Genomic DNA, 22,543 nt, shown 5'->3' on the forward strand with positions numbered 1-22,543 from the left:
GCTGATCACGGCTGTACTGCTGTTCACCACCCTGATTGCCGTGATGGGTGGACGGGTTATTCCCTTCTTTACTGCCAGAGGCACGGGTCAGGAGAAGGCACCTCCCCGCCCCTGGCTGGAGCGCGGGGCATTGGCCTCTCTCTGGCTGATCCTGCTGCTCTGGCTACTGCTGCCCGGCTCATGGGCCAACTCTTTATATACAATGCCTCTATATATAGTGGCGGCTGGCTTGCACCTGTGCAGGCAACTGCGCTGGCAACCCGGTGTCACCCTGGCACACCCCCTGCTATGGTCGCTGCACCTGGCTTACCTGTTTATTCCCCTTGGTCTGCTCGCCCTCACGGCTCAGGCTGCTGGCCTGCCCCTCAGCTTGTCGCTGGCCAGTCACCTGCTCAGTGCTGGCTGCATGGGCACCATGATCCTCGGAATGATTGCCAGAGTGTCGCTCGGTCACAGCGGCAGAGCCCTGCACGTAGGGCGCAGGATCACCATGGCATTCGCTCTGGTGATCGTCTCTGCGCTCGTGCGGGTCTTGATCCCTCTGTATTGGCCTACCTTGACGCTGACGGGATGGAACCTGAGCGGCTGGAGCTGGATAGCGGCCTATGGTCTGTTTGTCTGGGTTTACACCCCCATCCTGACCCGCCCCAGAGTGGACGGTCGTCCTGGCTAGCCATCAGGCACGAGTGGCGGGATAGTGGATCAAATTGTGAAAAACGGCCGGGGCTATTCCCAAATTGCGGTAACCATGGGGGCGGTCGGCGACAAAGCGAACGGCTTCCCCCTGCTCCAGTGAACGCCACTGCCCATCGACCAGCACCTCCATTACCCCGCTGATGACGATGACATGCTCGGTCACCCCGGTCTCATGGGGTTCCGATTCCCGCTGATAGCCAGGTAGCAGGGTCAATTCAAACAACTCGAAACCGAAGCGGCCTTCATAGGGAAACAGCGGCGCCACCTGCATGCCTTCGCCCGCCGGTTGCTGGCGAATGTCATCGGCGGTGCGATAGAGCGTCTCCCCCGCCACTGCTGGGGTCGGCTCGATAAAGCTGGAGAAGGAGACCCGAAACCCGGTGGCGATCTTCCACAGAGTCGCCACCGTCGGGCTGGATTCCCCCCGCTCGATCTGCCCCAGCATGGCCTTGCTCACCCCGGTCTCACGGGCAGCCACATCCAGACTCCACCCCAGTTCGCTGCGCAGCCCTTTCAATCGCTGAGCCAGATGTCGATTCATCTCCTGCATACGCCCTCTCCCGAATGCGGCATGTAACCTTGTGCGCTATAGCGCACAAGGTTATAGTCAAAGTCATATTGTACGTAATAACGCACAAGCTATCGACATACACAAGGAAGTCACCATGCCCTTTGCTTTCCCCCATCTGGTCGCAGGCCTTATTGCCGTTCTGGTTGGCTATACCAGTTCGGTTGTGCTGATCATTCAGGCGGCCACCGCCGCTGGTGCCGATGCCGCCCAGGTATCTTCCTGGCTATGGACGTTGGGTATTGGCATGGGAGTGAGCTGCATCGGCCTCTCCCTTTATTACCGCATACCCGTGCTGACCGCCTGGTCTACCCCCGGGGCCGCCCTGCTCATCACCAGCCTGGGCAATTTCAGCCTGTCGGAAGCCATCGGTGCCTTCATCGCCTCCTCCTTGCTGATCACCCTGTGTGGCATCAGCGGCTGGTTCGACAGGCTGATGCGCCACATTCCAGCGCCCCTGGCCGCCGCCATGCTGGCTGGTGTGTTGCTCAGATTCGGGCTGGATCTATTCAAAGTCGCCCCACAGGATCCCCTGCTGCTTGGCGCCTCGCTGCTGGCGTTCTTGCTTGGTCGCCACCTCTGGCCCCGCTACACCATGGTGCTGGTCCTGGGTGCCGGCATGCTCCTCTGCACCCTGAGGGGCGAGCTGCAGCTTGCCGAGGTCCACTGGCAACTCTCCAGTCCGGTATGGAGCTCGCCAACCTTCTCCATCAACGCCTTGCTGGGGATAGCGCTGCCGCTTTTCCTCGTCACCATGACGTCGCAAAACATGCCCGGCATTACTATCCTGCGTGCCCATGGTTATCAACCGGCAACCTCTTCCCTGATCGGTTGGACAGGCCTTACCGGTCTGCTGCTGGCCCCGTTCGGTGGTTACGCCTTCAACCTGGCCGCCATCACGGCCGCCATCTGCATGGGCAAGGAGGTGGATCCCGACACGGCTCGCCGCTGGCCCGCCGCCGTGTGGGCGGGTTGCTTCTACCTGCTGACCGGTTGCTTCGGAGCTACCGTGGTCGCCTTGTTCAGCGCCTTTCCCACAGCTCTGGTGACCTGCGTGGCCGGGCTGGCACTGCTCGGCACCATAGGCAGCAGCCTGCACGCGGCACTGCAGCAGGATGAAGAGCGGGAAGCCGCGCTGCTCACCTTCCTCATCACGGCTTCGGGGATCAGCCTGCTCGGTGTCGGCTCTGCCTGCTGGGGATTGCTGGTCGGCGTGGCGCTGCATCAAGTCAACCGCCTCCGCGCCTGACCTGACCATCTGGGGAGACTCCAGTGAGGCGCCACACACAATTCGGCAAAGGTGGTTCACAGGCGAACTCCATTCCCGTTTAGTGAGAAGGAGGCGCATATTCTTCCCGATACGCGCCGCTGTCAGACTCAATACTGGAGAAGAAAAATGAGGAATCAGGCTGTCATTTTATTGCTGACCCTGTTGGGTACCGCCAGTGCCCATGCCGCCGACACGGACAGGGAGCTGGCACGCCAGCTCGCATTGCAACAGAAGAACCTGCTACCCCTGCTCGCCAATCAGGAGTACCAGAGCCCGCTGCCAAACCTGATGCAAAAGGCGAGTCCACGCCTCAAGCGGCAGGCCAACGATGCCAACCAGGCCGCCATCAGCCGGCAAGGGCTGGACGGCGAGATCAAGCAGCTGATGCAACTGCGACTGGCCAACCCGGAGCAGGCTGCCGCACTGCAACAAGGGGTCGACCCCCTGGTTGCCTACGTGCCGAGCGGAGATGAGAAGAGCTGGAGTGCCATCGAAGCCTTCGACAGCGCCGGCAACCCGGTCTACCTCGATGTAAACCAGCCACCGGCACGACCGGTACTGGTAGTGGAGGCCGATCCCGTCAAGGCCAAGAATGCCGGCTTGAAGGTGATGCGCAAGGCGCTGGCTGCCGCCGACATGCAGGTGGCCCCCCGTGTCGCCAGCAACACGGCCCCCCTCAAGACCAGCATCCTCAAGAAGATCAGGCTCAGCGATGATCAGGAACCCTGGTTGCTCGGCGCCGCCGAGGTCTACGCCGTCGTGGCCGGGGTCAATCCCGGTCGGGACGAACCCGTGGTGGACATAGTCGACATGCCCTATCTCGACCATGACAACACCGACTACACCCCGAACCAGATCCTGGTGTACTGGGATCGCTATCGCTGGGGCGCCGTCGACCTCGTCATGATGGAGCAGGATGACAACGTCAACTACAAGGAGCTGAGCGCCCTGCTGATCGAGGCCCTCAAGCTCGGCTTCACCGCGGGTGGCGTGCCGGAAGCCCTGCCCTTCCTCGACCTAGGCGGTCGCATCGTCAAGGCGCTGCCCGACTCCTGGATGACCAACAACGACGACTATCTCGATACCTTCTACACCCTGGAGCAGGACCAGAGCTACCACCAGTATCCCGGTGCCGCCGGCAATGCGGTCATCACGCTGGAGCCCAAGGAGATCCAGCCGACCAGACCCTGAACATCACTCAAGGCAAAAAGCCAATGAGGCGACTCATTGGCTTTTTTCGTTTCGGTCTCAAGGGGCTCAAGGCCGGTTGAAATGATGCAGACCTACTTCAGGGCCGGCACCCACTTGTTGTCAGGGGTGGGTGAAGCAGGGCAGGGAGCGGCTGAATCTGTGCTCGAACACCAGAGAGGTTTCGAGGTGTACCACCTCTTCCCGGGAGGTGAAGTGATCGAATACGAAGTTGCGCAGGTGCTCGGTGTCGGCGACGCAGAGGTGCACCAGGAAATCATCCTTGCCACCCATGTGAAACAGGCTGATCACCTCGGGCAACGCCAGGATGGCATCGCGAAACGCATCTATGATTTGCCGGCTGTGACGCGCCAGCTGCAGGGAGACCATGGCCTGGATATGGCCGCCCAGGGCCTGATAATCCACCTCGCAGTGAGCACCTTTCAGCACCCCGTCCTGTTGCAGCTTTCGCACCCGCTCCAGGCAGGTGGAGGGAGCCACCCCGACCAGGGCCGCCAAATCCTTGTTGGTCATGCCCGCATCGCGAAACAGATGGGCCAGGATGTCCAAGTCCAGTTGATCCAGGTTTCTCATCTCTACTCCTTCCATCGCTCTATTTTTTTAGACTCTGCCCGTAAACCGGACCGAACACAACGCAGATTGACATCGCACCCGCGCCCTCTATGCTGTGCCGCACTCAAACAGGGGGCCAACAAGTTCGTTTGACACCCGATTAGCACCGACAAGGATCCTCATGCTCAGTGCCCACCCCTTCTGGAGCCTGGAGGTTCCGCGCCTCGACGGACAGCTGTTGCTCACCCCCTGCCCCGGCAACCAGCAGGTTGCCATGCCGCTCGCCCTGGCCCAGTTGCAGCTGGCCGGTGCCGGCGGAGTGCTCACGCTGATGACGAAGGATGAGCTGGCCGCACGCGGCGCAGGCTCCCTCGGCTCACTGGTCAAGGCCAGGGGCATGGCCTGGTTCCACCTGCCCATAGCGGACGATGAGGCCCCCGATGAAGCCTTCGAGCGAGCCTGGCTCCCCGTGCTGCCGCAACTGCTCTCCCTGCTGCGCGAGGGCAGACACCTGGCCATTCACTGTCACGGAGGGAGCGGCCGCACCGGGCTGGTGGCGGCCCTGCTGCTGATGGCCCTAGGCCAGCCCCAGCCGGAGGCCATGGCCACCATCCGGGCCAGGCGGCCCGGCGCTTTCACCCTTGCTTGCCACCATCACTGGCTCGATACCCGGGGGCGACGACTGGCCGGGGCCGACTAAAGTGTGCCCTGGCCCTTGGCGTGCTCGCAGGTAAAAACCTTGTCGATCTCCTCCAGTCCTATGACACCTGAATCCTGGGCGGCTCATAGCTGAACACCTTGCCGATCTCCTCCAGCCATAGCCGGTGAGCCGGCCCTACATCTAGCCCTTGGGCTGCTCGTAAGTGAACACCTTGCCGATGTCCTCCAGCCGATAGCTGGTGAGCTGATAGACGTAGTAGTTGAGCCAGTTGGAAAACAGCAGGTGACCGTGACTGCGCCAGGTGGCACGCGGCGTCTGATCGGGATTGTCGCCCGGGTAGTAGTTGACCGGGATGACGGGGGTGAGGCCCGCCGCCAGATCCCGCCGGTACTCCCCATCCAGGGTCAGTGCATCGTATTCGGGGTGGCCGGTGACGAACACCTGGCGGCAATCCTTGGTCGCCGCCAGATAGACACCGGCCTCCTCGGACTCGGCGAAGATCTGCAGATCGGTATGGGCGCGGATAAGATCCCCATCAAAGGCCGCATAGCGGGAGTGGGGCGCAACGAATTCATCATCGAAGCCACGCAGCAGCGGCTCGTGCTCATCGAGGCGGTGGTGGCGATAGACCCCGGACAGCTTCTCGCCGTGGGTCTGCTTCTCCATGCCGTAGAGCGCCTTGAGCGCCGCCTGCACCGCCCAGCACAGGAACAGGGTGGAGGTCACATGCTGATGGGACCACTCAATGATCTCGACGATGCGCGGCCAATAGACCACCTCCTCGAACTCCACCAGCCCGAGCGGCGCCCCCGTGATGATCATGCCGTCGTAGTTGTTGCCACGGACCTGCTCGAAATCGTGATAGAAGTTCTCGAGGTGTGCCTGGGGCGTGTTCTTCGACTCCCGATCGTCGATGCGCAGCAGATCCACGTCCACCTGCAAGGGCGAATTGGAGAGCATCCGCATCAGCTGGATCTCGGTCTCTATCTTCTTGGGCATCAGGTTGAGGATGAGCACCCGCAGCGGACGGATGTTCTGGGTGACGGCCCGGGATTCCGTCATCACGAAGATGTTCTCCTGCCCCAGCACTTCGGCGGCGGGCAACTGGTCCGGGATCTTGATCGGCATGCTGACTCCCTGTACTGCATCGGTAAATATGTCTGGACATCTAGAAGCCTATAATAAAGCACTCATCCTGTCATCAGATACCTTTTGTATTCACCCCTGCCTTTGACTAGCATACGGCTCTGTGTGTCTCTCGTGCCCAACCCCATGACAGGAATCAAGATCTCGGTAGACCGGCTGCAAGTCGGCAATTATGTCTCCCTGCCACTAGGGTGGCGTGAGCACCCCTTCCTGTTCTCCAGCTTCAAACTCAAGAGTGAAGAGGAGATAGAGCTCATCCGCCGGCTCGGCCTCAAGCTGGTGACCATCATTCCCGACAAGAGCGACGCCCCCCCCAAGCCCCTCGATCAGGTGCAACCCGCACCGGATGGCTCGGACGATCTGGTCGGTCGTCAGCAGGAGATGCAGCAAGAGAAGACCAGGCGCATCGAGCAGTTGCAGCGCTATCGCCGGGATCTGCAACAGTGCGAGAAGCATTTTCAGCAGTCGCTGGCCCAGGTGCGCAGCCTGATGGGCAAGATCCAGTCCCGTCCCCTCAATGCCATCAATGAGGCCCAGGAGCTGATCAACGCCATGACGGAGCAGTTGCTGTCGGTGGACGAGATGGTGCTGCACCTGGTCTCCGACAGCGAGGACGGCAACAACCTCCAGTTCCACTCCCTCAACGTCAGCGTGCTCAGCATGCTGCTGGCCAGAGAATGCAAGTTGCCGGCCGAGGCTATCCGTCAGGTCGGCATGGGAGCCCTGTTCCACGACATCGGCAAGCTGAAGATCCCGAGCCAGATCCTGCGCAAGACAGGCCCTCTGACCAAACCCGAGCAGAACCTGATGGCCCAGCATCCGCGCTACGGCCTGGAGCTGCTGAGCCTGACCAGTGGCTTCCCCGAGCCGGCGAAGCGCATAGTGCAGTACCATCACGAGTACCTTGACGGCAGCGGGCCACAGGGGCTCAGGGGGGATCAGCTCGACCCGCTGACCCAGATAGTGTCCCTCATCAACGAGTACGACAACCTCTGCCACCTGCAGGCCAAGGTGCCCTATTCCGCCCTCGGCAACCTCTACAAGCAGCGCAAGGCTCAGTTCAACGCCGACCACCTCGGCATGCTGATCCGGCTGATGGGCATCTATCCCCCCGGCAGCGTGGTACAGCTCTCCAACGGCCAGGTCGGGCTGGTGATGTCGGTCAACGCCTCCCGCCTGCTCTACCCCGCTGTGCTGGTGTACGACCCCCGCATCCCGCGCCAGGAGGCGGCCATCATAGATCTCGAGCAGGCCGAATTGACGATTGCCAAGGTGATCCACCCCAAGCGACTGCCGCCGGCGGTGTTCGAGTACCTCAACCCGCGCACCCGGATCAGCTACTACTTCGAGCACAACAAACCCTGATCGGGGTTCACCACCCAAGGAGCCTGCATGCGTATCGAGATCATCAGCACGGGGGACGAGATAGTGACCGGCCTGGTGGTGGACACCAACGCCGCCTGGCTCAGCGCCCTGCTACTGGAGCAAGGCTGGCAGGTGCGCCGCCGCCTGACCGTGGGGGACAACCTCGCCGATCTGAAGGCCGCCTTGCAGGAGAGTGCCAGCCGGGCCGAGGTGGTGCTGGTGTGCGGGGGGCTCGGCCCCACCGCGGATGATCTCACCGCCCAGGCGGCGGCCGAGGCCTTTGGCCAGCCCTTGACCCTGTTCCCCGACTGGCTCGCCACCATGGCCGAGCGCTACGCCAGCCGGGGCCGCACCATGGCCCAGAGCAATACCAAGCAGGCCTGGCTGCCCCGGGACTGCGAGATCCTAGACAACCCGGTCGGCACCGCCTGCGGCTTCGTGGTCAGCCACCCGGCCAGTCACGGCCAGAGCCGGCTCTTCTTCACCCCGGGCGTGCCGTTCGAGTTCAAGCAGATGGTGCGCGAGCAGATATTGCCCCGCCTCAAGGCTCTGGCGGGGGAAGAGACTGACACCGAGCTGCGCCGCTTCTATACCTTCGGCATCTCGGAATCCGCCCTCTCGGACAAGCTGGATGCGGCGCCCTGGCCTGCGGGCATCGAGCTCGGCTACCGCTCCTCCATGCCCCTCATCGAGCTGAAACTCATCGGCCACAGCGCCAGCGCCGCCGACATGGATGCTGCCGAGGCACGCCTGCTCGGTGAGATAACCCCCTGGCTGGTAGGACAGGGCAACGAGGAGCCGGCGCAGCAGATCCTGTCCCTGCTGGGGGCAAGGCCGCTGTACCTGCAAGAAGGGGAGAGCCGGGGTGCCCTGCTGGCCATGTGCCACCCGCATCCGGGGCTGGAGGCCAGCTTCAGCCACAACCTTCCCAGCGAACTGGACCAACTGACGGGAGGCGGACAAGAACCCTGCCTGACCATAGGCAATGCGGGCCCCGGCGGCGTGCCGCTGCTGCTGTGCGCCGACGGGCAGCGAATCGGCCAGCAGGTGAAGCTAAGTCACCCGGATCCCGAGAGCGCCCGCCGGATCCTCGCCTTCGCCGCCCTCGACATGCTGCGCCGCCACCTGCAGGGGCTGCCGGTGCTCGCCGACTACCTGACCCTGACCAGAACGACCAGCCGCATCGACTGATACCGGGCTAGAAGGCGCCTAAGCCCCCATTCCCATGCACCCAGTACCCGGCAAGCGCCAGGGTCAGCAGGCAGAAGGCCTTCTCATAGCCCCCGCCGCTCTTGAGGGGCAGGCCGGGCAGCCGAAAGCGCCGTCGCCAGGGCCAGAGCAGGGGAATGCCCATGGGGGTGAGCCAGTCCCCGAGCAAGTGGCTGAGGTAGCCGACGATGAGCGCGTCCTTCATCACGCCGGACAGCGGGCCGGATACCTGAAACTGCGCCAGCCCCCATATCCCCAGACCCACCGCCAGCAGGCTGTGGGTGAAGCCACGATGGCCGAACAGGCGGGAGAGGGGCCCCGAGATCCAGGGCAGCTGCCGACCGAGCAGGGACTGGGGGTGATCGAGGTCTGGCAGCAGCGCGCTGGCCAGGGCCATGGGCACTATGTGCCACAGGCTGCCTTCGGCCAGAGCCGGAGTGAGTTCGACCTTGTGGGCAAGCAGGGCGCAGGTGACGGAAAACAGCAGGTGGCCTTGGGCGGTCATGGGGCTCGTTCGGTTGGACAAGAGGGCAGTATGATCGGTAGCGACCCGCATCAGCGCCTCGGGACGGCGGCAGATTAAAATCCCTTGAACCGCCTCTGGCAAGGTGAATCGTATCGCCATCCTGAACCTGATACCCATCGGGGTCCGCTTTCGGTGAAATAGTCAGCAGATACCGCCAAACACACTTCATTTGACACCAAACAAGTCATCACGGCACCGTCACCCGCCGTCAGACACAATTTCCCCAACCCGGCTCACCCATTTGCACTCGGCTCGTTGACCCGGAAGAAGAAATGCCAGAATACTGCGGTTCTGGGCCGCCCTGATGACATTGGCTTTTGGCAAGGATCCCGCCCCCGGCCACAGGGAGGTTGGCCGGATCGGGACAACGAAGGAGGATCCCGGTGTTAAGCAAAGAGTGGTTTCAGCTGTCGGCAGACATGACCTATGTCTGTCTGCGCATTGCCCCGGGTCTCACCGAGCCCGTTCAGGAGCACCATGTCCTGGCCCTGTTGCGGCTCTCCAACTGCCGACGCTATCAACCCCTCGGCGAGGGGATCCGGCAGGCCGTCACCCTGCTCAACACCCTGCTGACCCAGCCTGATGCCCCCTCTCACCCGCCCGTGCCCATCGCCCAGCGGCAGGATGCCCGGCTGCTGATCCTGATCGACAAGGATCAGATGAGCGCCAGCGCCCAGATCACCGCCGACTGGGGCGGCAGTTCCCTCACCCTGGCGCAGTTGCAGGAGGCCGTGGCGGCGAGCCCGGTCAAGCAGGGAGTGAGCGAGCGGCTGCTCGCCGCCGCCATCAAGGCCGCCAGCGAGGCCGCCCCCGGCACCCGGCTCAACCCCGTCATCGCCCTGGGCAAGGCGGCCAGACACGGCCTGGATACCCGCCTGGAGCGATTGGTGGAGACCGCAGCCGAGCGGATCCTGAAACCCCAGGAACTGGACCATGGCAGGGTAGACATGCGCGATCTCGGCACCTTGCTCACCGTCAAGGCAGGCGCCCCCCTGATGCGGCGCCACCCGGCAACCCAGGGCATAGATGGCTTCACCGTGACGGGCCAGGTGCTGGCGGCCCGTTCCGGCAAGGAGAGCGCCATGACGGCGGGAGAAGGCACCTGCTTTTCCCCCGAGGATCCGGACCTGCTGCTGGCGACCCGCGCCGGGCTACCGTGCCAGGAGCGGGCCGGCATGAGGGTGGACGAGGTGCTGAGCGTCAAACAGGTCGATATCCGCCACGGTCACGTCGAGTTCGAGGGCTCCCTGCTGGTGACCGGAGATGTCATGCCCGGCATGCGGATCAGGACCAGTGGCGATGTGGTGATAGGGGGCTTCGTCGAAGGGGGCTATATCGAATCCGGCGGCACCATCACGGTGCGCAACGGCATCATAGGGCGCAAGCTGGAGGGGGACGAATACCTCTGCCACCTCTGCGCCGGGGGCGAGATCCACGCCAGCTATGCCCAGTACGCCAGGCTGGAAGCCGACGGCGACATCCATATCCAGAGCCAGCTCAGCCACAGCTATTGCCGCAGCGGCCAGGATCTCAAGGTCGGGGACAGCGCTATGCGCAAGGGCCACCTCATCGGCGGCATCAACATCGCCAACCGCCTGATCATGGCCCCCGTGCTCGGGGCCTCGGCAGCGAACCGGACCCGGTTGCAGATCCTCGGCGGCTACTTCAGCCACAAGGAGCAGGAGCAGGCCCTGCGTCAACGCAAGCAGGCCTGCCGGGAGCAGCTCGACAAGCTGCAGGATCTCATCCTGCGGTTGCTGCAACAGCCCAGCGACAAGCGCAATCCCGAGACTCTGAAGAAGATCAAGGCGATCCGCACCCATCAGCTGGACGAGAGCAAGTCCCTTGACGAGCAACTGGCCGAGGCACAACACGCGCTGCAGGCCCTGATGGCCAGCATGGACATCATCGCCACCCAGCGCCTCTTCCCCGGCGTCGAGGTGGAGATGGCGCACTACCACAGTCGGGTCGATATAGAGCACGGCCCCATTCACTTCGCCATCCGGGACGAGCAGTTGCAGCTGACCCCTTACGAGGGCCAACGCTGATGGCCGCCACTCTCCCCTTCGGCGATGGTGGCGTGATCCCGGCGGCAATTTTCGCTACACTCGGCCTCCCCTTGGCCCCATAGGGCGGGCCAGCCAGACTCAGGTAGTGAGAAGATGTACAAGCTGATCGCATTGGATATGGATGGCACCCTGCTGAACCCGCACGGTCAAATAACCCCCCGCACCCATGCCGCCATCGCGGCCGCCCGCACCCAAGGCGTCACCGTGGTACTGACCTCGGGCCGCCCGCTGGAGGGCATGACGACCTATCTGGCCGAACTCGGCCTCACCGGTCAGGATGACTACGTCATCTGCTACAACGGCGCCCTGGTGCAACAGGTCGCGGATCAACGCATCCTGCGCAGCCAGCTGCTGACCGGCAGCGATGCCAGCGCCATCGCCCATCTGGCCTTTGAGCTGGGGGTCAACGTCCACGGCTTCTCCGTCCGCCAGGGCCTCATCAGCCCCAGGGTCAGCACCTACACCGAGCACGAGTCCCGACTGATCAAGATGCCGATCAACCTGGTGGACTTCGCCACCCTGCCCGCCGACGAGCAGATCATGAAGGTGATGATGATAGACCCCGAGCCCAAGCTCTCCCGCGCCATCGCCCAGCTGCCCGCAGAGCTCTATGAACGGTACACAGTGGTGCGCAGCTCCCCCTACTTCCTCGAGTTTATGAACAAGCGAAGCAACAAGGGCACCAGCGTGGCCGCCCTGGCCGAGCACCTGGGCCTGGACGCCTCCCAGGTCATCGCGGTGGGTGATGCGGGCAACGACCGCCACATGATCGAATATGCCGGACTCGGGGTCGCCATGGGCAACGCCACCGACGAGATCAAGGCGCTGGCGCAGCACACCACGGCTCGCAATGACGAGGATGGCGTGGCCAGGGTGATAGAGCAGTTCATCCTCAATGCCTGAATCGACGAGGGGCCTGCGGGCCCCTTCTGCTATCCGGCCATCAGAGTCGAATGTTTAATATATCCACCACGCCTTTCTCCCAGAAGCCCACCAACTGCGGCTAAAGCCCCTTATAAAGGGACTCAAGCTGGCTTTCCCATCATCAAAATTAACATTGCGGCATCATTTCGTTTGACATATTGAACGGCCTTGGCAGACTGGGATCGGGATCCAGGCTGTCATCGCCCAGGCTGACCGACGATTCTGGCACTGCGGCATGACCCTGATCCCATGACCATGCCTTGAGGCATGCCCTTGCGAGCGTGAGGCGGCAAGGGCCTTCCCAAGGCGCAGGATGAGACCGCCAAGGATAGCCAAGGTGACCTATGCCCAACCCCAGTTCCCATTCCAAACCCGTCGTGCTGATGACCATGGGGGCCCAGGCCCGCAGCGGCCATGCCTACCAGGTCATGACCCACAAATACATCACCCCCCTGGTGGAGATCAGCGGCTGCGTGCCCCTGCTGGTGCCGACCTGCTGCGGGACAGCTGATCTGGAGCAGTATCTGGATCTCGCCGATGGGGTCTACCTGAGCGGGGCAGGATCCAACATAGATCCCGCCCTCTACGGCCAGGAGAACCTGACCCCGGAGAAGGCCCAGGACAGAGACAGGGATCTGTTCGACATAGCTCTGGTGCGCGCCGCCATCGATCGGGGACTGCCCCTGCTCGGCATCTGCCGCGGCATGCAGGAGATCAACGTGGCGCTCGGCGGGGACATTCTTCAGAAGGTCTATTGCGAGCCCGGCTATGCGGATCACCGGGAGGATGCGGACGATCCGGTAGAAGAGCAATATGGCCACAGCCACCAGGTGAGCCTGGTGCCCGGCAGCTGGTTTGCCGACCTGATGGGGGAGGCGCAGATCCCGGTCAACTCCCTGCACGGCCAGGGGATCAAGCGGCTTGGCGAGGGGCTGGCGCCGCTGGCCCATGCCGAGGATGGCTTGATAGAGGCCATTCATGCCCCCGGATTGCCCCAGTTCACCCTGGCGGTGCAGTGGCACCCGGAGTGGAAGGCGAAAGAGAACCCCCACTCCATCAAGCTGTTCAAGGCCTTCGGCGACGCCTGTCGCCAGTATCGGCAGCGGGCGGGCTAGTCGCCGAACCCCTTGCCTTTCAACTTGGGCAGGGCCCCGCGATCGGGGCGCAGGGTACGGCAGACATCCAGCCCCTTGAGGCCCCGCTGGACATGGTCAGGAGCCTGCCCGAGCACCATGCCGTTGCCGCGATAGAGCCGGGCCTCTTCCAGCTCGAACAGCTCGCCGCCGATCAGCAGCTGTTCACGGCCATCGACCACCTTGCCCCGCTTCAGGGGCAGGGTCATGTCCACCAGTATCTCGCCGGTGGCGCACCCCTCACGCCAGCGGGCCTCATCCGAGAAAGGCGAAATGGCGATATCCCGCCAGGATCCATCCCGAAACTCCATCCGGTAGTGGTCGCGAAACAGATCGCAGCCCGCCAGCACCATGGGGATGGCCAACCAGATGACACTCTTCATTCCACTCACGCCCTGCACTCCCTTGTCAGTCCGCGCCAAGGATAAATAAATGGCCTCGCCTGTGCACCTCTTTCTCTGCCGCTCGGGGTGGATCAGAGCAGCAGCCCGTCCAGCTCGTCGAGGGCGGCGAGCTCCACATCCGGCAGCAACCGCAGCGACTGCCAGGGCAGCCGGTGCTCGTTGAGCCAGGCGGCCCGAAAGCCGTGCAGCCTGGCCCCCAGCACGTCCGTCTCGGGATGATCCCCCACGTGGAGGATCTGGCCGGAGGCGAGCCCGAGGGTCTGCTGCACCTGCACGAACATGTCCGGCGCCGGCTTCATCCTGGCCCCCGCCCCTGCCTTGCAGACCAGGGTGAAGTAGTCGCTCAGCCCGGCCTGTACCAGATCCAGGTTGCCGTTGGTGATGACCGCCAGAGGGTAGCGCTCCGCCAGTCTGGTCAGCAGTCGATGGGTCGATTCGCTCACCGCTATCTTCGAGCGTTCGGCCAGAAAACCGGCGAACACCCGCTGCGCCTCCTGTTCCGCCAGGGAGGCGGCCATGCCCCCCTGCACCATGGCCTCGCGGATGCCGTGCTGGCGCGCCAGGCTGACATCCTGGCCCAGCTCGGGCCGGGCCAGCAGCAGGTTGCGCTTGAGCTCGAGCCAGCGCGGCTTGTCCAGCATGGCAGTGGCCAGGTATTCGCTGCGCAGGTGGCTCAGCATCCACTGCTCGGCCCGCGCGATGGCGGGGCCGTTATCATAGAGGGTGTCGTCGAGATCGAACGAGATGGCGGCCACCGGCTGCCAACGACGGTAAAAATGCATGCATTCTCCTCTGCGTCATCAACAAGAGCGCCTGGGCTCCCTGCTGTCACTCATCTTCCGGGGTGTCGGGATCCCGCTTGGCCCTGGGGTGGGCGCTGTCATACACCTTGGCCAGATGCTGAAAATCGAGGTGGGTATAGATCTGGGTGGTGGAGAGATCGGCGTGGCCCAGCAGCTCCTGCACCGCCCGCAGGTCCCCGGAGGACTCCAGCATGTGGGTGGCGAAGCTGTGGCGCAGCTTGTGGGGATGGACGTGGGCATTGAGCGCCTGCTTGTTGCCCCAGCCGTCGAGCCGCTCCTGTACCGAGCGGGCCGACAGCCGCTGACGGCGCTTGGAGACGAACAATGCCTCCCCCTCGTCCCCCGCCAGCGCTGGCCGCACCGTGAGCCACTTGTGCAACCACTCCACCGCCATTCTGCCCATGGGCAACACCCGCTCCCGCGATCCCTTGCCGGTGACCCTGAGCTGGCGCTCGTCGAGCTTCACGTCCGCGAGGTTGAGCCCCACCAGCTCGGCGAGGCGCAGGCCGGAGGAGTACATCAGCTCCATGATGGCGCGATCCCGCACCGCCAGCGGATCCTGCTCGTCGGTGATGTTGAGCAGCTGGTACATCTCGTCCACATCGAGGTTTTTCGGCAACGGCCGCCCCTGCTTGGGGGTGACGATGCCGCGGGCCGGGTTGGCAGGGAGCCGCCCCTGGCGCACCTGCCAGTCACAGAAGCTGCGCAGGGCGGAGACCTTGGTGGCGAGCGATCGGGGGGCGAGGCCTGCCTTGTGCATTCGGGTCACCAGGCTGCGCACCTGGCTCGCCTCAAGCCGGGCCCAATCGCTCAGACCAAGCCTGACCAGCTCGGTGGCTATCGCCTCCAGATGGGCCTGATAGTTGCTGCGGGTGTGGGGGCTGAGCTGGCGCTCGACCCTCAGGTATTCGATAAAGGCCGTGAGCTCCCCCGCCAGGGCGGGGGGCAGAGGGTCGGCGGCAGGAAGGGGGGCCTTAGCCACGAACCAGCTCGGGCAGACGCATCTGCAGCAGACGGCCCAGCTGACCCAGCAGCAGGGTGTCGTTGTGGGGGGTGAAGTGGCTGGGGTCCGAGCTCGCGAAAGCCAGCACGCCGAGATCCCCGAGCCGCATCAGGGCCACCGAGTTGACCAGCACGTCGCTGCCGAACAGCGCCTGCTTCTCGCTCTGGTTGAGCCGTCCGAAGTAGTAATCCGTCCCGGGAAGCCGCTGGCCCAGCAGCTGATCGAGCTGCTTGCCGTCCGCCAGGAAGCGCTGCTCGGGGCCGCTCAGCTGGAATTTCTTTGGGCTGAGCCAGAGGCGCAGGCCGGTCAGCCGCAGCCGCTGCACGAAGGCCTTGCCCATCACGGCGCTCAGCTCGAACAGGGTCTGACAGCCATACAGCTCGCCATAGAGATCCGCATAGACCCGGAAGATCCGCTCGTTCTCGCTGGCGATCCCCATCAACTCGGTGATCTCCTGCTCCAGCTGCTCGATGCGCTCGCGCTGTCTGTCGAGCTGGCGCTCCACCAGGGAGATGGTGCCCTTGTGCTCATGGGGAATGCGGATCCTGTCCAGCATGGCCCCGTGGCGCTGGAAAAACTCGGGGTAACGGGCCAGGTACTCCAGCACTGTGGCTTCGTCCAACAGTGACTCCTGCCGTTTGAGTTCGCTCATAACTTGGTTGATCCATCCGAAAAAGGGGCACAGGGCCCCGACATTACCGTTTGGCTGCGCGGAGGAGGTCCCCGCTCGATGCCTATAACTCTATCTGGCCGTCGAACATGTGCTCGGCCGGGCCCGTCATATGCTCGACTGGCCCGCTCACTGGCTTACAGCTCTATCTGACCATCAAAGACATGCTCGGCCGGGCCCGTCATGTAGACCGGCTGACCCGGCCCTTTCCAGGCGATGGTCAGCTTGCCACCCGGCAGGGTGACGGTGACCCGCTCCCTGAGCTTGCCCTGGCTGATGCCGATCACCACGGCCGCGCAGGCGCCGGTACCGCAGGCCAGGGTCTCCCCCACCCCGCGCTCGAACACCCGCAACTTGATCTCACTGGCGCTGACCATCTCCATGAAGCCGACGTTGACCCGCTCGGGGAAACGCTCGTGGCGCTCCATGATGGGCCCCAGGGTCTCCACCGGGGCATCGGCCACCGAGGGCACCTCGATGACGCAGTGGGGATTGCCCATGGAGACGGCACCGCACATCACGGTGTGATCCTGCGCCCGCAGCAGGTAGGTCTTTTCCGCCTTCTGGGCACGGAACGGGATCTTGCCCGGCTCGAACTGGGGCACCCCCATGTTGACCGTGACCTGGTTCTCCCCCTCCAGTTGCAGGGTGATGCGGCCACGGGCCGTGCTGACCGCGATGCGATCCCGGTTGACCAGCCCCTTCAGGCGCACGAAGCGGGCGAAACAGCGGGCACCGTTGCCGCACTGCTCCACCTCGCTGCCATCGGCATTGAAGATGCGGTAATGGAAGTCGAGCTCGGGATCATAGGGCGGCTCCACCAGCAGCAGCTGATCGAAGCCGATGCCGAAGTGGCGATCCGCCAGCTTCTTGATGACGTCGTTGCTGAAGAACACCTTCTGGGTGACGCCGTCCACCACCATGAAGTCGTTGCCCAGGCCATGCATTTTGGAAAACTCAATCAACATCTTCTTTCCCTGCGCAGTTCAGGCCGTCACGAAGGTCGTCCACAGCCCCATGGATCCTGGAAAAATCTGTCACCGTCTTGCGTTCCTGTGGCTGGCTCACGGCAGCAGGTGCTCGCCGCGCCAGAGATCGGCCAACTGTTCCCGCTCACGGATGAGATGGGCCTGGTCACCGTCCACCAGCACCTCGGCCGCACGGGGACGGGTGTTGTAGTTGGATGACATGGTGAAGCCGTAGGCCCCGGCAGAACGCACCGCCAGCAAGGAGCCCTCGGCAATCGCCAGGGTACGCTCCTTGCCGAGGAAGTCACCGGTCTCGCACACCGGGCCGACCACGTCATACAGCGCCTTCTCGTGGATCGTGCGGCTGTCCACCTCGATGATGTTCATCCAGGCGCCGTAGAGGGAGGGACGCAGCAGATCGTTCATGCCGGCGTCGATCAGCGCGAAGTTGCGGGTCTCGCCGGGCTTCAAGAACTCGACCCGGGTCAGCAGCACGCCGGCGTTGGCGACGATGGCGCGGCCCGGCTCGAACAGCAGGGTCAGATCCCGGCCCGCCAGCTTCTGTTTGAGCGCCTCGGCGTACTCGGTCGGATGCGGCGGCTGCTCGGCGCCATAGTTGACCCCGAGACCCCCGCCCACGTCCAGGTGATGGATGTGGATGCCTTCGGCCGCCAGCTCGTCAATGAGCTTCAGCAGCTTGTCGGCCGCTTCCATAAAGGGATTGAGCTCGGTGAGCTGGGATCCGATATGGCAATCCACCCCCTTGATCTCGATGTGGGCCATGGCCGCCGCCTTGCGGTAGATGGCAGGCGCCTGCTCGATGGGGATGCCGAATTTGTTCTGCTTGAGGCCGGTGGAGATATAGGGGTGAGTGCCCGCATCGATATCCGGGTTGACCCGCACCGAGACCCGCGCCTTTTTGCCCATGCTGCCAGCGACCCGGTTCAGGCGCTCCAGCTCGGCTTCCGACTCCAGGTTGAAGCAGAGGATCTCTTTCTCCAGCGCGAGGCGCATCTCGGACTCGCTCTTGGCGACGCCGGAGAAGACCACCTTGGCCGGATCTCCCCCCGCCGCCAGCACCCGTGACAGCTCCCCGCCGGAGACGATGTCAAAGCCCGAGCCCAGGCGCGCCAGCAGGTTGAGCAGTGCCAGGTTGGAGTTGGCCTTGACCGCGTAGCAGATCAGATGGGGAATGTCGCCCGCTGCCTGATCGAAGGCGTGCCAGTGGCGCTCCAGGGTGGCGCGAGAGTAGACATACAGCGGGGTACCGTACTGGTCGGCGAGCTGTTGCAGGGGAAGCTGCTCGGCCTGAAGCTGGCCGTCGGCGTCGTAGTTAAAGTGATCCAAGGGGGCGGTTCCTTCCTAGATTATTGCGGCGCGGCCTCGGAGGCCGGTTTGGCGGTCGCAGGCGAGGCGGCTTGCGGTGTACTCTCTGTCTTGGGCTGTGCCGGCGTTTGCTCAGTGGAGACGGGCTGCTCGGCCGGTGGCATGTAGAGCGGCCCCGTCAGGCCGCAGGCGGCCAACCCGAACGACAGCGACGCGGCAAACAGGCACTTGGTGAACTGGGTAATCATAATGGTTCGCTGCGAAAAAATTTTTGGCCCTCTATAATCGCACTCACATTGTTAAAAGCAACAGGATAAACCGATGAAGGATCACGAGTATCACGCCCTGACCGACGCCTTTTTCCAGTATGTGGAAGACGTTATCGACGAGGGGTATCCGGATATCGACTGCGAGCGGGCCGGCGGTGTGCTGACCCTGAGCTTCGAGAACAAGACCAAGGTCATCATCAACAAGCAGGAGCCCCTGCACCAGATCTGGGTGGCCACTCGGGAGAACGGCTTCCACTTCGAGCTGCGCGGTGACAGCTGGATCGACAACCGCTTCGGCGACGAGCTCAAGGCTCTGCTGACCCGGGCCTGCACCACCCAGGCGGGCGAGCCCGTCCGGTTCCCATGATGGCAGAGTCTCCCATGATGGATCTGCATCCCCAGGGCGCCCGTCACGCGGTGATCTGGCTGCACGGGCTGGGGGATTCCGGCGCCGGGCTCGCGCCGCTGGTGGAAGCGCTGGCCCTGCCTGCCGACCTGCCGGTGCGCCACCTGCTGCCCGATGCCCCCGAACGGCCCATTACCATCAACATGGGCTACAAGATGCGTGGCTGGTACGACATCAAGAGCTTCGAGGATCCGGCGGATCGCGCCGTGGAGTCCCATGTGCGCGAGTCCGCCGATCGTATCGCAGCCCTGCTGGATCAGCTGGTGGCCGAGGGCTTCGCTCCCGAGCATATCGTACTGGCCGGCTTCTCCCAGGGCGGGGTCATCGCCTCCTTCACCGCGCTGCGCTATCAAGCAAAGCTGGCGGGCCTGCTCTGCATGTCCACCTACCTGGCAACGCCCGAGCAACTGGTCGAGGAGATGAGCGAGGCCGCCCGCGTCCTGCCCATCTGCTACATGCACGGCATCTATGACGACGTGGTGAGCCTCTCCATGGGCTGGGATGCCAAGAACCGGCTGGAGGCGGCGGGTCTCAGCCCCGAGTGGCACGAGTACCCGATGCGCCACGAGATCTGCCGCCCCCAGCTCGACGAGATCCGTCGCTGGCTGCTGGCCCGCCTCGGCGCCTGATCCCGCACTGCGGATACGATAACGGCCTGCATCAGCAGGCCGTTTGCTTTCATCCCGTTGGCGATGTGCCCGGCACATCACCCGACTTCCCGGGCCGCCCCCGGATTGTCCCGCTGCGGACTCTGGCTGCGGTAGGGGATCACCTCCAGCTTGTCGCCCATCTGCACGATCTCGTAATACTGGGGCAGGTTGAAGTTGCTGAACTGGCCCGCATCGCTGAAGCGCTCGTGGCCCGAGGTGTAGAAGCGGTTCACTCCCTGCACCAGCTCATCCTTGTTGCCGGCGAAGTGCTGGTAGATCTCCACCCGATTCGCCTCGTCCAGGATATAGATGTTGGTGCCCGCATCCCGGGTGTCGAAGAAGAACTGCACCAGCCCTTCGCTCGCGTAGGCGTCGACAATGCCGGGCAGATGCTGGCTATGGGTCTTGTCGAGGCGCAGCGGCAGGTGATCCAGCTTGTTGTGGGAGATGTGGCGGTAGAAGTCGATGGCGTTTTCCAGCTTCTTCACCGACACCCCGCGCCGCTCGAAGAAGATGCCGTACTTCTCTTTCCCCAGCGCCAGCGTCTTGACCAACTGCTGCTTGTCCCGGGCCAGGCGCAGTTCGATGCACTCGGCCACCAGTTGCTGGAAGCGGGTACGCACCAGGGAGCGGAAGTGCTGGCTGTAACAGAACACTTCTATCATCTCGGGGGCGGCGGCATCCTGGTGCATCTTGCCGAGTATGGTGGTGAGGGCATCCACCACCGCTTCCTCCCCCTCGAAGTGCAGGGTGCGGATCTCGCTCCAGGAGTTGCGATAGACGAGATCCACCGATCCCACCAGACACTCCTGGTTGCGGCCGAAGGAGAAGACGTCGGCGGCATTGGCATCGAACTCGATCACCTGCCCCACCCAGTGGCTTGACGGGTCCGTCTCCAGGTTCAGGAAGATGGAGAGCTGGCGGATCTCGCACGGCCGGCTCAGCGCCAGGTTGGTGGCGCGGGGATACTTGACCGGGAAGGTGCCGGAGAGATCGCGGCAGAACTGGTGCAGATTGTCGATGTGCAGATCCGAGCCCTGATTGAACAGGTGCACCCGGGACTGGGGCGTCAGCAGGCCGTTGAAGTAGGCCCAGGCCACCAGTTTGCTGATGTAGCCGTTATATTCGAGCGGCGCCCGACCTATGATGTCGGCGGGCTCGAGGGAATGCTTGTAGAGATACCAGCCGGCGCGATTCAGGCGGCCGTGGGGCACCTGCACCAGGCTGAGATCCGGCTCGCCGAGATCCGGCGCTATCTTGAGGTTGATCCTCTGCACCTTGCCCGGCAGGCTCTCGAAGGCGGCATAGAGCTTGCGCGACAGTATGCCGATGTCTTCCGGATTGATGGACTCGCTGATGTTGTTGCGCCGGGCGAACTGGATGAGGTTGCGGTAGCTCTGCATCAGGGCCTCCAGCAACTCGGCGTAGGCCATCTTGACGTCCTCGACCTTCCACTCCTGGCGATGATCCAGGTGATGCAGCCGCTCCGGGCTCCAGCCCCAGTAGGCCACCAGCTGGGCCATCTGCTCCCGGCGCCAGTCCGGGGAGTGATCTTCCTTGGGGTGGCTCAGGCCGTCACACACCTTCAGATAGAAGCAGCGGCGCACCAGATCCAGGCGCTGCATGTCGCCGATGGATTTCAGGTAGTTGGTCACCTTGTCCAGCATCAGGCAGTAGTTGTCGAGCCGGTAGTGCATCCCCTCGTTGTGCTGGAACCAGTCGCGGCTGGTCACCGACAGCAGCCGGGTGTTGGGATACTCGTGGGAGTAGGCCTCCATCAGCACCGACTTGAGCACCGCCTTGTAGGGGGAATCTATGCCCTTGTAGAGCTGCCACAGGGCGGAGCCGAAGTACTCCTCGGCGGGGATGCGGTCAAAGCCCCCCAGATCGAGCCAGTCGTCCTGGCTCAACTTGCCGTGGGCGAACAGGCCGTTGACGTAGTCGTCGTAGTGATCGTCATATTCGGCCGGCACCAGATACCAGAGCAGCCGCTTGCCCGCGATGTGCATGGCGCTGCGATAGAACTCGTCGAGCAGCAGCAGGTGCTGGGCGCTGCCGCAGCTCTCCCCCTGCATCTGGGCATCGTTGCGCTGGCGGAACTTGTCTTCGGGGATCAGGAAGAAGTTGAGATCGACCCCGCGCTGCTCGGCCCACAGGGAGAGGTGCTGGCACTTCTGCTCCAGCAGGGCGAGGCGCTCACTCGACAGACCGGCCACGTGACAGACCCAGATGTCGAGATCCGAGTGGCAGCACTGACCGATGGAGGAGGTACTGCCCATGGAGTAGAGGCCCTGGATCGACTTGTCGTGGGTGCTGAGGCCGCCCTGACAGTTCGCGTTCTGGCACAGATCCTGGATGAAGGCCTGCTGGGCCTCGTTGGCGACGAAACTCCAGATACCATGAGGCACGTCCCCTGCCACATAACCAGGCAGGAGGGGATGATTGAAGTGCAGCATGACAGGCAGCAGTTGAAAGACCTGCTGCCCGTAGCGACTCATGAGATCCAACGCTCGTTGCGTCTTGAGACGATTCAGCTCGTCGTAGCGCGCCACCAGCGTGTCCAGTTTTACCAGCAATGCCCTACCTATGGGGAAGAGAAATGACGCACCAAAACGGGGAGACGTCAAAAAAGTGTGATCATGTTAACAATGCAAACAGCAGTGGTAAACAAGCCCGCACACAATCACCGGATTATTTCTGGCACGCCCCGTAACGG

General features: G+C 63.4%; 23 protein-coding genes (1 of these 23 cut by a window edge). 11 read left to right on the top strand and 12 right to left on the bottom strand.

Features of this window, described 5'->3' with window-relative positions; all coding sequences use genetic code 11:
* Positions 1-673, top strand: partial view of an NnrS family protein gene (locus KI797_RS18630; RefSeq protein ID WP_226170541.1) — the 3' portion only. It extends 524 nt beyond the left edge of the window; 673 of the gene's 1,197 nt are visible here — the last part of the coding sequence; the start codon falls outside the window, past its left edge; it ends in the stop codon at positions 671-673.
* Between the two features lie 3 nt (positions 674-676).
* On the opposite strand, the gene KI797_RS18635 is transcribed toward KI797_RS18630, so the two are convergent.
* Positions 677-1,246 (bottom strand): helix-turn-helix domain-containing protein, encoded by a 570-nt coding sequence (locus tag KI797_RS18635; protein WP_005327753.1) that lies wholly within the window; start codon positions 1,244-1,246, stop codon positions 677-679.
* Between the two features lie 115 nt (positions 1,247-1,361).
* Between KI797_RS18635 and KI797_RS18640 the strand changes: the two genes are divergently transcribed.
* Both KI797_RS18640 and KI797_RS18645 read left to right on the top strand, forming a co-directional pair.
* Complete coding sequence (locus KI797_RS18640; RefSeq protein ID WP_264160714.1) at positions 1,362-2,513, top strand: benzoate/H(+) symporter BenE family transporter; 1,152 nt, start codon at positions 1,362-1,364, stop codon at positions 2,511-2,513.
* A gap of 147 nt (positions 2,514-2,660) precedes the next feature.
* Positions 2,661-3,725: a DUF3103 family protein gene (locus tag KI797_RS18645; protein WP_226170544.1), complete on the top strand. Its 1,065-nt coding sequence runs from the start codon at positions 2,661-2,663 to the stop codon at positions 3,723-3,725.
* Between the two features lie 120 nt (positions 3,726-3,845).
* Here KI797_RS18645 and KI797_RS18650 read toward each other — a convergent pair whose 3' ends face one another.
* A complete protein-coding gene (locus tag KI797_RS18650) occupies positions 3,846-4,316 on the bottom strand; it encodes an Lrp/AsnC family transcriptional regulator (protein WP_025325515.1) in 471 nt (156 codons plus the stop codon).
* A 160-nt stretch (positions 4,317-4,476) separates the two neighbouring features.
* Between KI797_RS18650 and KI797_RS18655 the strand changes: the two genes are divergently transcribed.
* Complete coding sequence (locus tag KI797_RS18655) at positions 4,477-4,995, top strand: phosphatase domain-containing protein (RefSeq protein WP_226170547.1); 519 nt, start codon at positions 4,477-4,479, stop codon at positions 4,993-4,995.
* 141 nt (positions 4,996-5,136) lie between these two features.
* Here the strand turns inward: KI797_RS18655 and metA are convergent, their stop codons facing one another.
* Complete coding sequence (metA, locus tag KI797_RS18660) at positions 5,137-6,084, bottom strand: homoserine O-acetyltransferase MetA (RefSeq protein WP_005327747.1); 948 nt, start codon at positions 6,082-6,084, stop codon at positions 5,137-5,139.
* Positions 6,085-6,228: 144 nt separating this feature from the next.
* Between metA and KI797_RS18665 the strand changes: the two genes are divergently transcribed.
* Positions 6,229-7,467: an HD-GYP domain-containing protein gene (locus KI797_RS18665; RefSeq protein ID WP_226170550.1), complete on the top strand. Its 1,239-nt coding sequence runs from the start codon at positions 6,229-6,231 to the stop codon at positions 7,465-7,467.
* A gap of 27 nt (positions 7,468-7,494) precedes the next feature.
* On the top strand, positions 7,495-8,658 hold the full coding sequence (locus KI797_RS18670) for a competence/damage-inducible protein A (protein ID WP_226170553.1): 1,164 nt from the start codon (positions 7,495-7,497) through the stop codon (positions 8,656-8,658).
* Between the two features lie 7 nt (positions 8,659-8,665).
* Here the strand turns inward: KI797_RS18670 and KI797_RS18675 are convergent, their stop codons facing one another.
* Positions 8,666-9,181 (bottom strand): metal-dependent hydrolase, encoded by a 516-nt coding sequence (locus KI797_RS18675; protein ID WP_005327731.1) that lies wholly within the window; start codon positions 9,179-9,181, stop codon positions 8,666-8,668.
* Between the two features lie 404 nt (positions 9,182-9,585).
* Between KI797_RS18675 and KI797_RS18680 the strand changes: the two genes are divergently transcribed.
* The 3 genes from KI797_RS18680 to KI797_RS18690 all read left to right on the top strand — a co-directional run bounded on the left by KI797_RS18680 (position 9,586) and on the right by KI797_RS18690 (position 13,310).
* Positions 9,586-11,250, top strand: a complete 1,665-nt coding sequence (locus tag KI797_RS18680; RefSeq protein WP_319003231.1) for a DUF342 domain-containing protein — start codon at positions 9,586-9,588, stop codon at positions 11,248-11,250.
* A gap of 114 nt (positions 11,251-11,364) precedes the next feature.
* Entirely contained in the window at positions 11,365-12,174 is an 810-nt protein-coding gene (gene yidA, locus KI797_RS18685; protein ID WP_226170555.1) for a sugar-phosphatase, read from the top strand.
* Between the two features lie 365 nt (positions 12,175-12,539).
* Positions 12,540-13,310 (top strand): gamma-glutamyl-gamma-aminobutyrate hydrolase family protein, encoded by a 771-nt coding sequence (locus KI797_RS18690; protein WP_041206762.1) that lies wholly within the window; start codon positions 12,540-12,542, stop codon positions 13,308-13,310.
* Here KI797_RS18690 and KI797_RS18695 read toward each other — a convergent pair.
* The 7 genes from KI797_RS18695 to lptM form a co-directional block, all read right to left on the bottom strand.
* Positions 13,307-13,711, bottom strand: coding sequence for a hypothetical protein (locus KI797_RS18695; RefSeq protein WP_005327724.1), 405 nt, complete (start codon positions 13,709-13,711; stop codon positions 13,307-13,309). The genes KI797_RS18690 and KI797_RS18695 overlap by 4 nt on opposite strands.
* A 92-nt stretch (positions 13,712-13,803) precedes the next feature.
* Complete coding sequence (locus tag KI797_RS18700; RefSeq protein WP_226170558.1) at positions 13,804-14,514, bottom strand: HAD-IA family hydrolase; 711 nt, start codon at positions 14,512-14,514, stop codon at positions 13,804-13,806.
* Between the two features lie 46 nt (positions 14,515-14,560).
* Positions 14,561-15,517 (bottom strand): tyrosine recombinase XerC, encoded by a 957-nt coding sequence (xerC, locus tag KI797_RS18705; RefSeq protein WP_226170561.1) that lies wholly within the window; start codon positions 15,515-15,517, stop codon positions 14,561-14,563.
* A complete protein-coding gene (locus KI797_RS18710; RefSeq protein WP_005330951.1) occupies positions 15,510-16,190 on the bottom strand; it encodes a DUF484 family protein in 681 nt (226 codons plus the stop codon). The genes xerC and KI797_RS18710 overlap by 8 nt, the downstream gene beginning before the upstream one ends.
* A gap of 155 nt (positions 16,191-16,345) precedes the next feature.
* The gene (dapF, locus tag KI797_RS18715; protein WP_025325502.1) at positions 16,346-17,176 is read right to left on the bottom strand and encodes a diaminopimelate epimerase; all 831 of its coding nucleotides are present in this window, start codon (positions 17,174-17,176) and stop codon (positions 16,346-16,348) included.
* Between the two features lie 96 nt (positions 17,177-17,272).
* Positions 17,273-18,523, bottom strand: a complete 1,251-nt coding sequence (gene lysA / locus KI797_RS18720) for a diaminopimelate decarboxylase (RefSeq protein WP_226170564.1) — start codon at positions 18,521-18,523, stop codon at positions 17,273-17,275.
* A gap of 20 nt (positions 18,524-18,543) precedes the next feature.
* Entirely contained in the window at positions 18,544-18,750 is a 207-nt protein-coding gene (gene lptM, locus KI797_RS18725) for an LPS translocon maturation chaperone LptM (protein ID WP_025325500.1), read from the bottom strand.
* Positions 18,751-18,823: 73 nt separating this feature from the next.
* On the opposite strand from lptM, the gene cyaY reads away from it, so the two are divergent.
* Together cyaY and KI797_RS18735 are read left to right on the top strand one after the other, a co-directional pair.
* Positions 18,824-19,138 (top strand): iron donor protein CyaY, encoded by a 315-nt coding sequence (cyaY, locus tag KI797_RS18730; RefSeq protein ID WP_005330957.1) that lies wholly within the window; start codon positions 18,824-18,826, stop codon positions 19,136-19,138.
* A 14-nt stretch (positions 19,139-19,152) separates the two neighbouring features.
* Positions 19,153-19,806: an alpha/beta hydrolase gene (locus KI797_RS18735; RefSeq protein ID WP_226170567.1), complete on the top strand. Its 654-nt coding sequence runs from the start codon at positions 19,153-19,155 to the stop codon at positions 19,804-19,806.
* Positions 19,807-19,883: 77 nt separating this feature from the next.
* On the opposite strand, the gene KI797_RS18740 is transcribed toward KI797_RS18735, so the two are convergent.
* Positions 19,884-22,403 carry a class I adenylate cyclase gene (locus KI797_RS18740; RefSeq protein ID WP_226170570.1) on the bottom strand — a complete coding sequence of 840 codons (2,520 nt, stop codon included), beginning with the start codon at positions 22,401-22,403 and terminating at the stop codon, positions 19,884-19,886.
* Between the last annotated feature and the right edge of the window lie 140 nt (positions 22,404-22,543).

Origin of the sequence: Aeromonas media, assembly GCF_020423125.1 — a bacterium.
GTDB classification, from domain to species: Bacteria; Pseudomonadota; Gammaproteobacteria; order Enterobacterales; family Aeromonadaceae; genus Aeromonas; species Aeromonas media.

Bases quoted from the DNA above. Each gene is read 5' to 3' on its own strand.
- KI797_RS18635 (WP_005327753.1), bottom strand. From the start codon at position 1,246: ATGCAGGAGATGAATCGACATCTGGCTCAGCGATTGAAAGGGCTGCGC.
- KI797_RS18640 (WP_264160714.1), top strand. From the start codon at position 1,362: ATGCCCTTTGCTTTCCCCCATCTGGTCGCAGGCCTTATTGCCGTTCTG.
- KI797_RS18645 (WP_226170544.1), top strand. From the start codon at position 2,661: ATGAGGAATCAGGCTGTCATTTTATTGCTGACCCTGTTGGGTACCGCC.
- KI797_RS18650 (WP_025325515.1), bottom strand. From the start codon at position 4,316: ATGAGAAACCTGGATCAACTGGACTTGGACATCCTGGCCCATCTGTTT.
- KI797_RS18655 (WP_226170547.1), top strand. From the start codon at position 4,477: ATGCTCAGTGCCCACCCCTTCTGGAGCCTGGAGGTTCCGCGCCTCGAC.
- metA (WP_005327747.1), bottom strand. From the start codon at position 6,084: ATGCCGATCAAGATCCCGGACCAGTTGCCCGCCGCCGAAGTGCTGGGG.
- KI797_RS18665 (WP_226170550.1), top strand. From the start codon at position 6,229: ATGACAGGAATCAAGATCTCGGTAGACCGGCTGCAAGTCGGCAATTAT.
- KI797_RS18670 (WP_226170553.1), top strand. From the start codon at position 7,495: ATGCGTATCGAGATCATCAGCACGGGGGACGAGATAGTGACCGGCCTG.
- KI797_RS18675 (WP_005327731.1), bottom strand. From the start codon at position 9,181: ATGACCGCCCAAGGCCACCTGCTGTTTTCCGTCACCTGCGCCCTGCTT.
- yidA (WP_226170555.1), top strand. From the start codon at position 11,365: ATGTACAAGCTGATCGCATTGGATATGGATGGCACCCTGCTGAACCCG.
- KI797_RS18690 (WP_041206762.1), top strand. From the start codon at position 12,540: ATGCCCAACCCCAGTTCCCATTCCAAACCCGTCGTGCTGATGACCATG.
- KI797_RS18695 (WP_005327724.1), bottom strand. From the start codon at position 13,711: ATGAAGAGTGTCATCTGGTTGGCCATCCCCATGGTGCTGGCGGGCTGC.
- KI797_RS18700 (WP_226170558.1), bottom strand. From the start codon at position 14,514: ATGCATTTTTACCGTCGTTGGCAGCCGGTGGCCGCCATCTCGTTCGAT.
- KI797_RS18710 (WP_005330951.1), bottom strand. From the start codon at position 16,190: ATGAGCGAACTCAAACGGCAGGAGTCACTGTTGGACGAAGCCACAGTG.
- dapF (WP_025325502.1), bottom strand. From the start codon at position 17,176: ATGTTGATTGAGTTTTCCAAAATGCATGGCCTGGGCAACGACTTCATG.
- lptM (WP_025325500.1), bottom strand. From the start codon at position 18,750: ATGATTACCCAGTTCACCAAGTGCCTGTTTGCCGCGTCGCTGTCGTTC.
- cyaY (WP_005330957.1), top strand. From the start codon at position 18,824: ATGAAGGATCACGAGTATCACGCCCTGACCGACGCCTTTTTCCAGTAT.
- KI797_RS18735 (WP_226170567.1), top strand. From the start codon at position 19,153: ATGATGGATCTGCATCCCCAGGGCGCCCGTCACGCGGTGATCTGGCTG.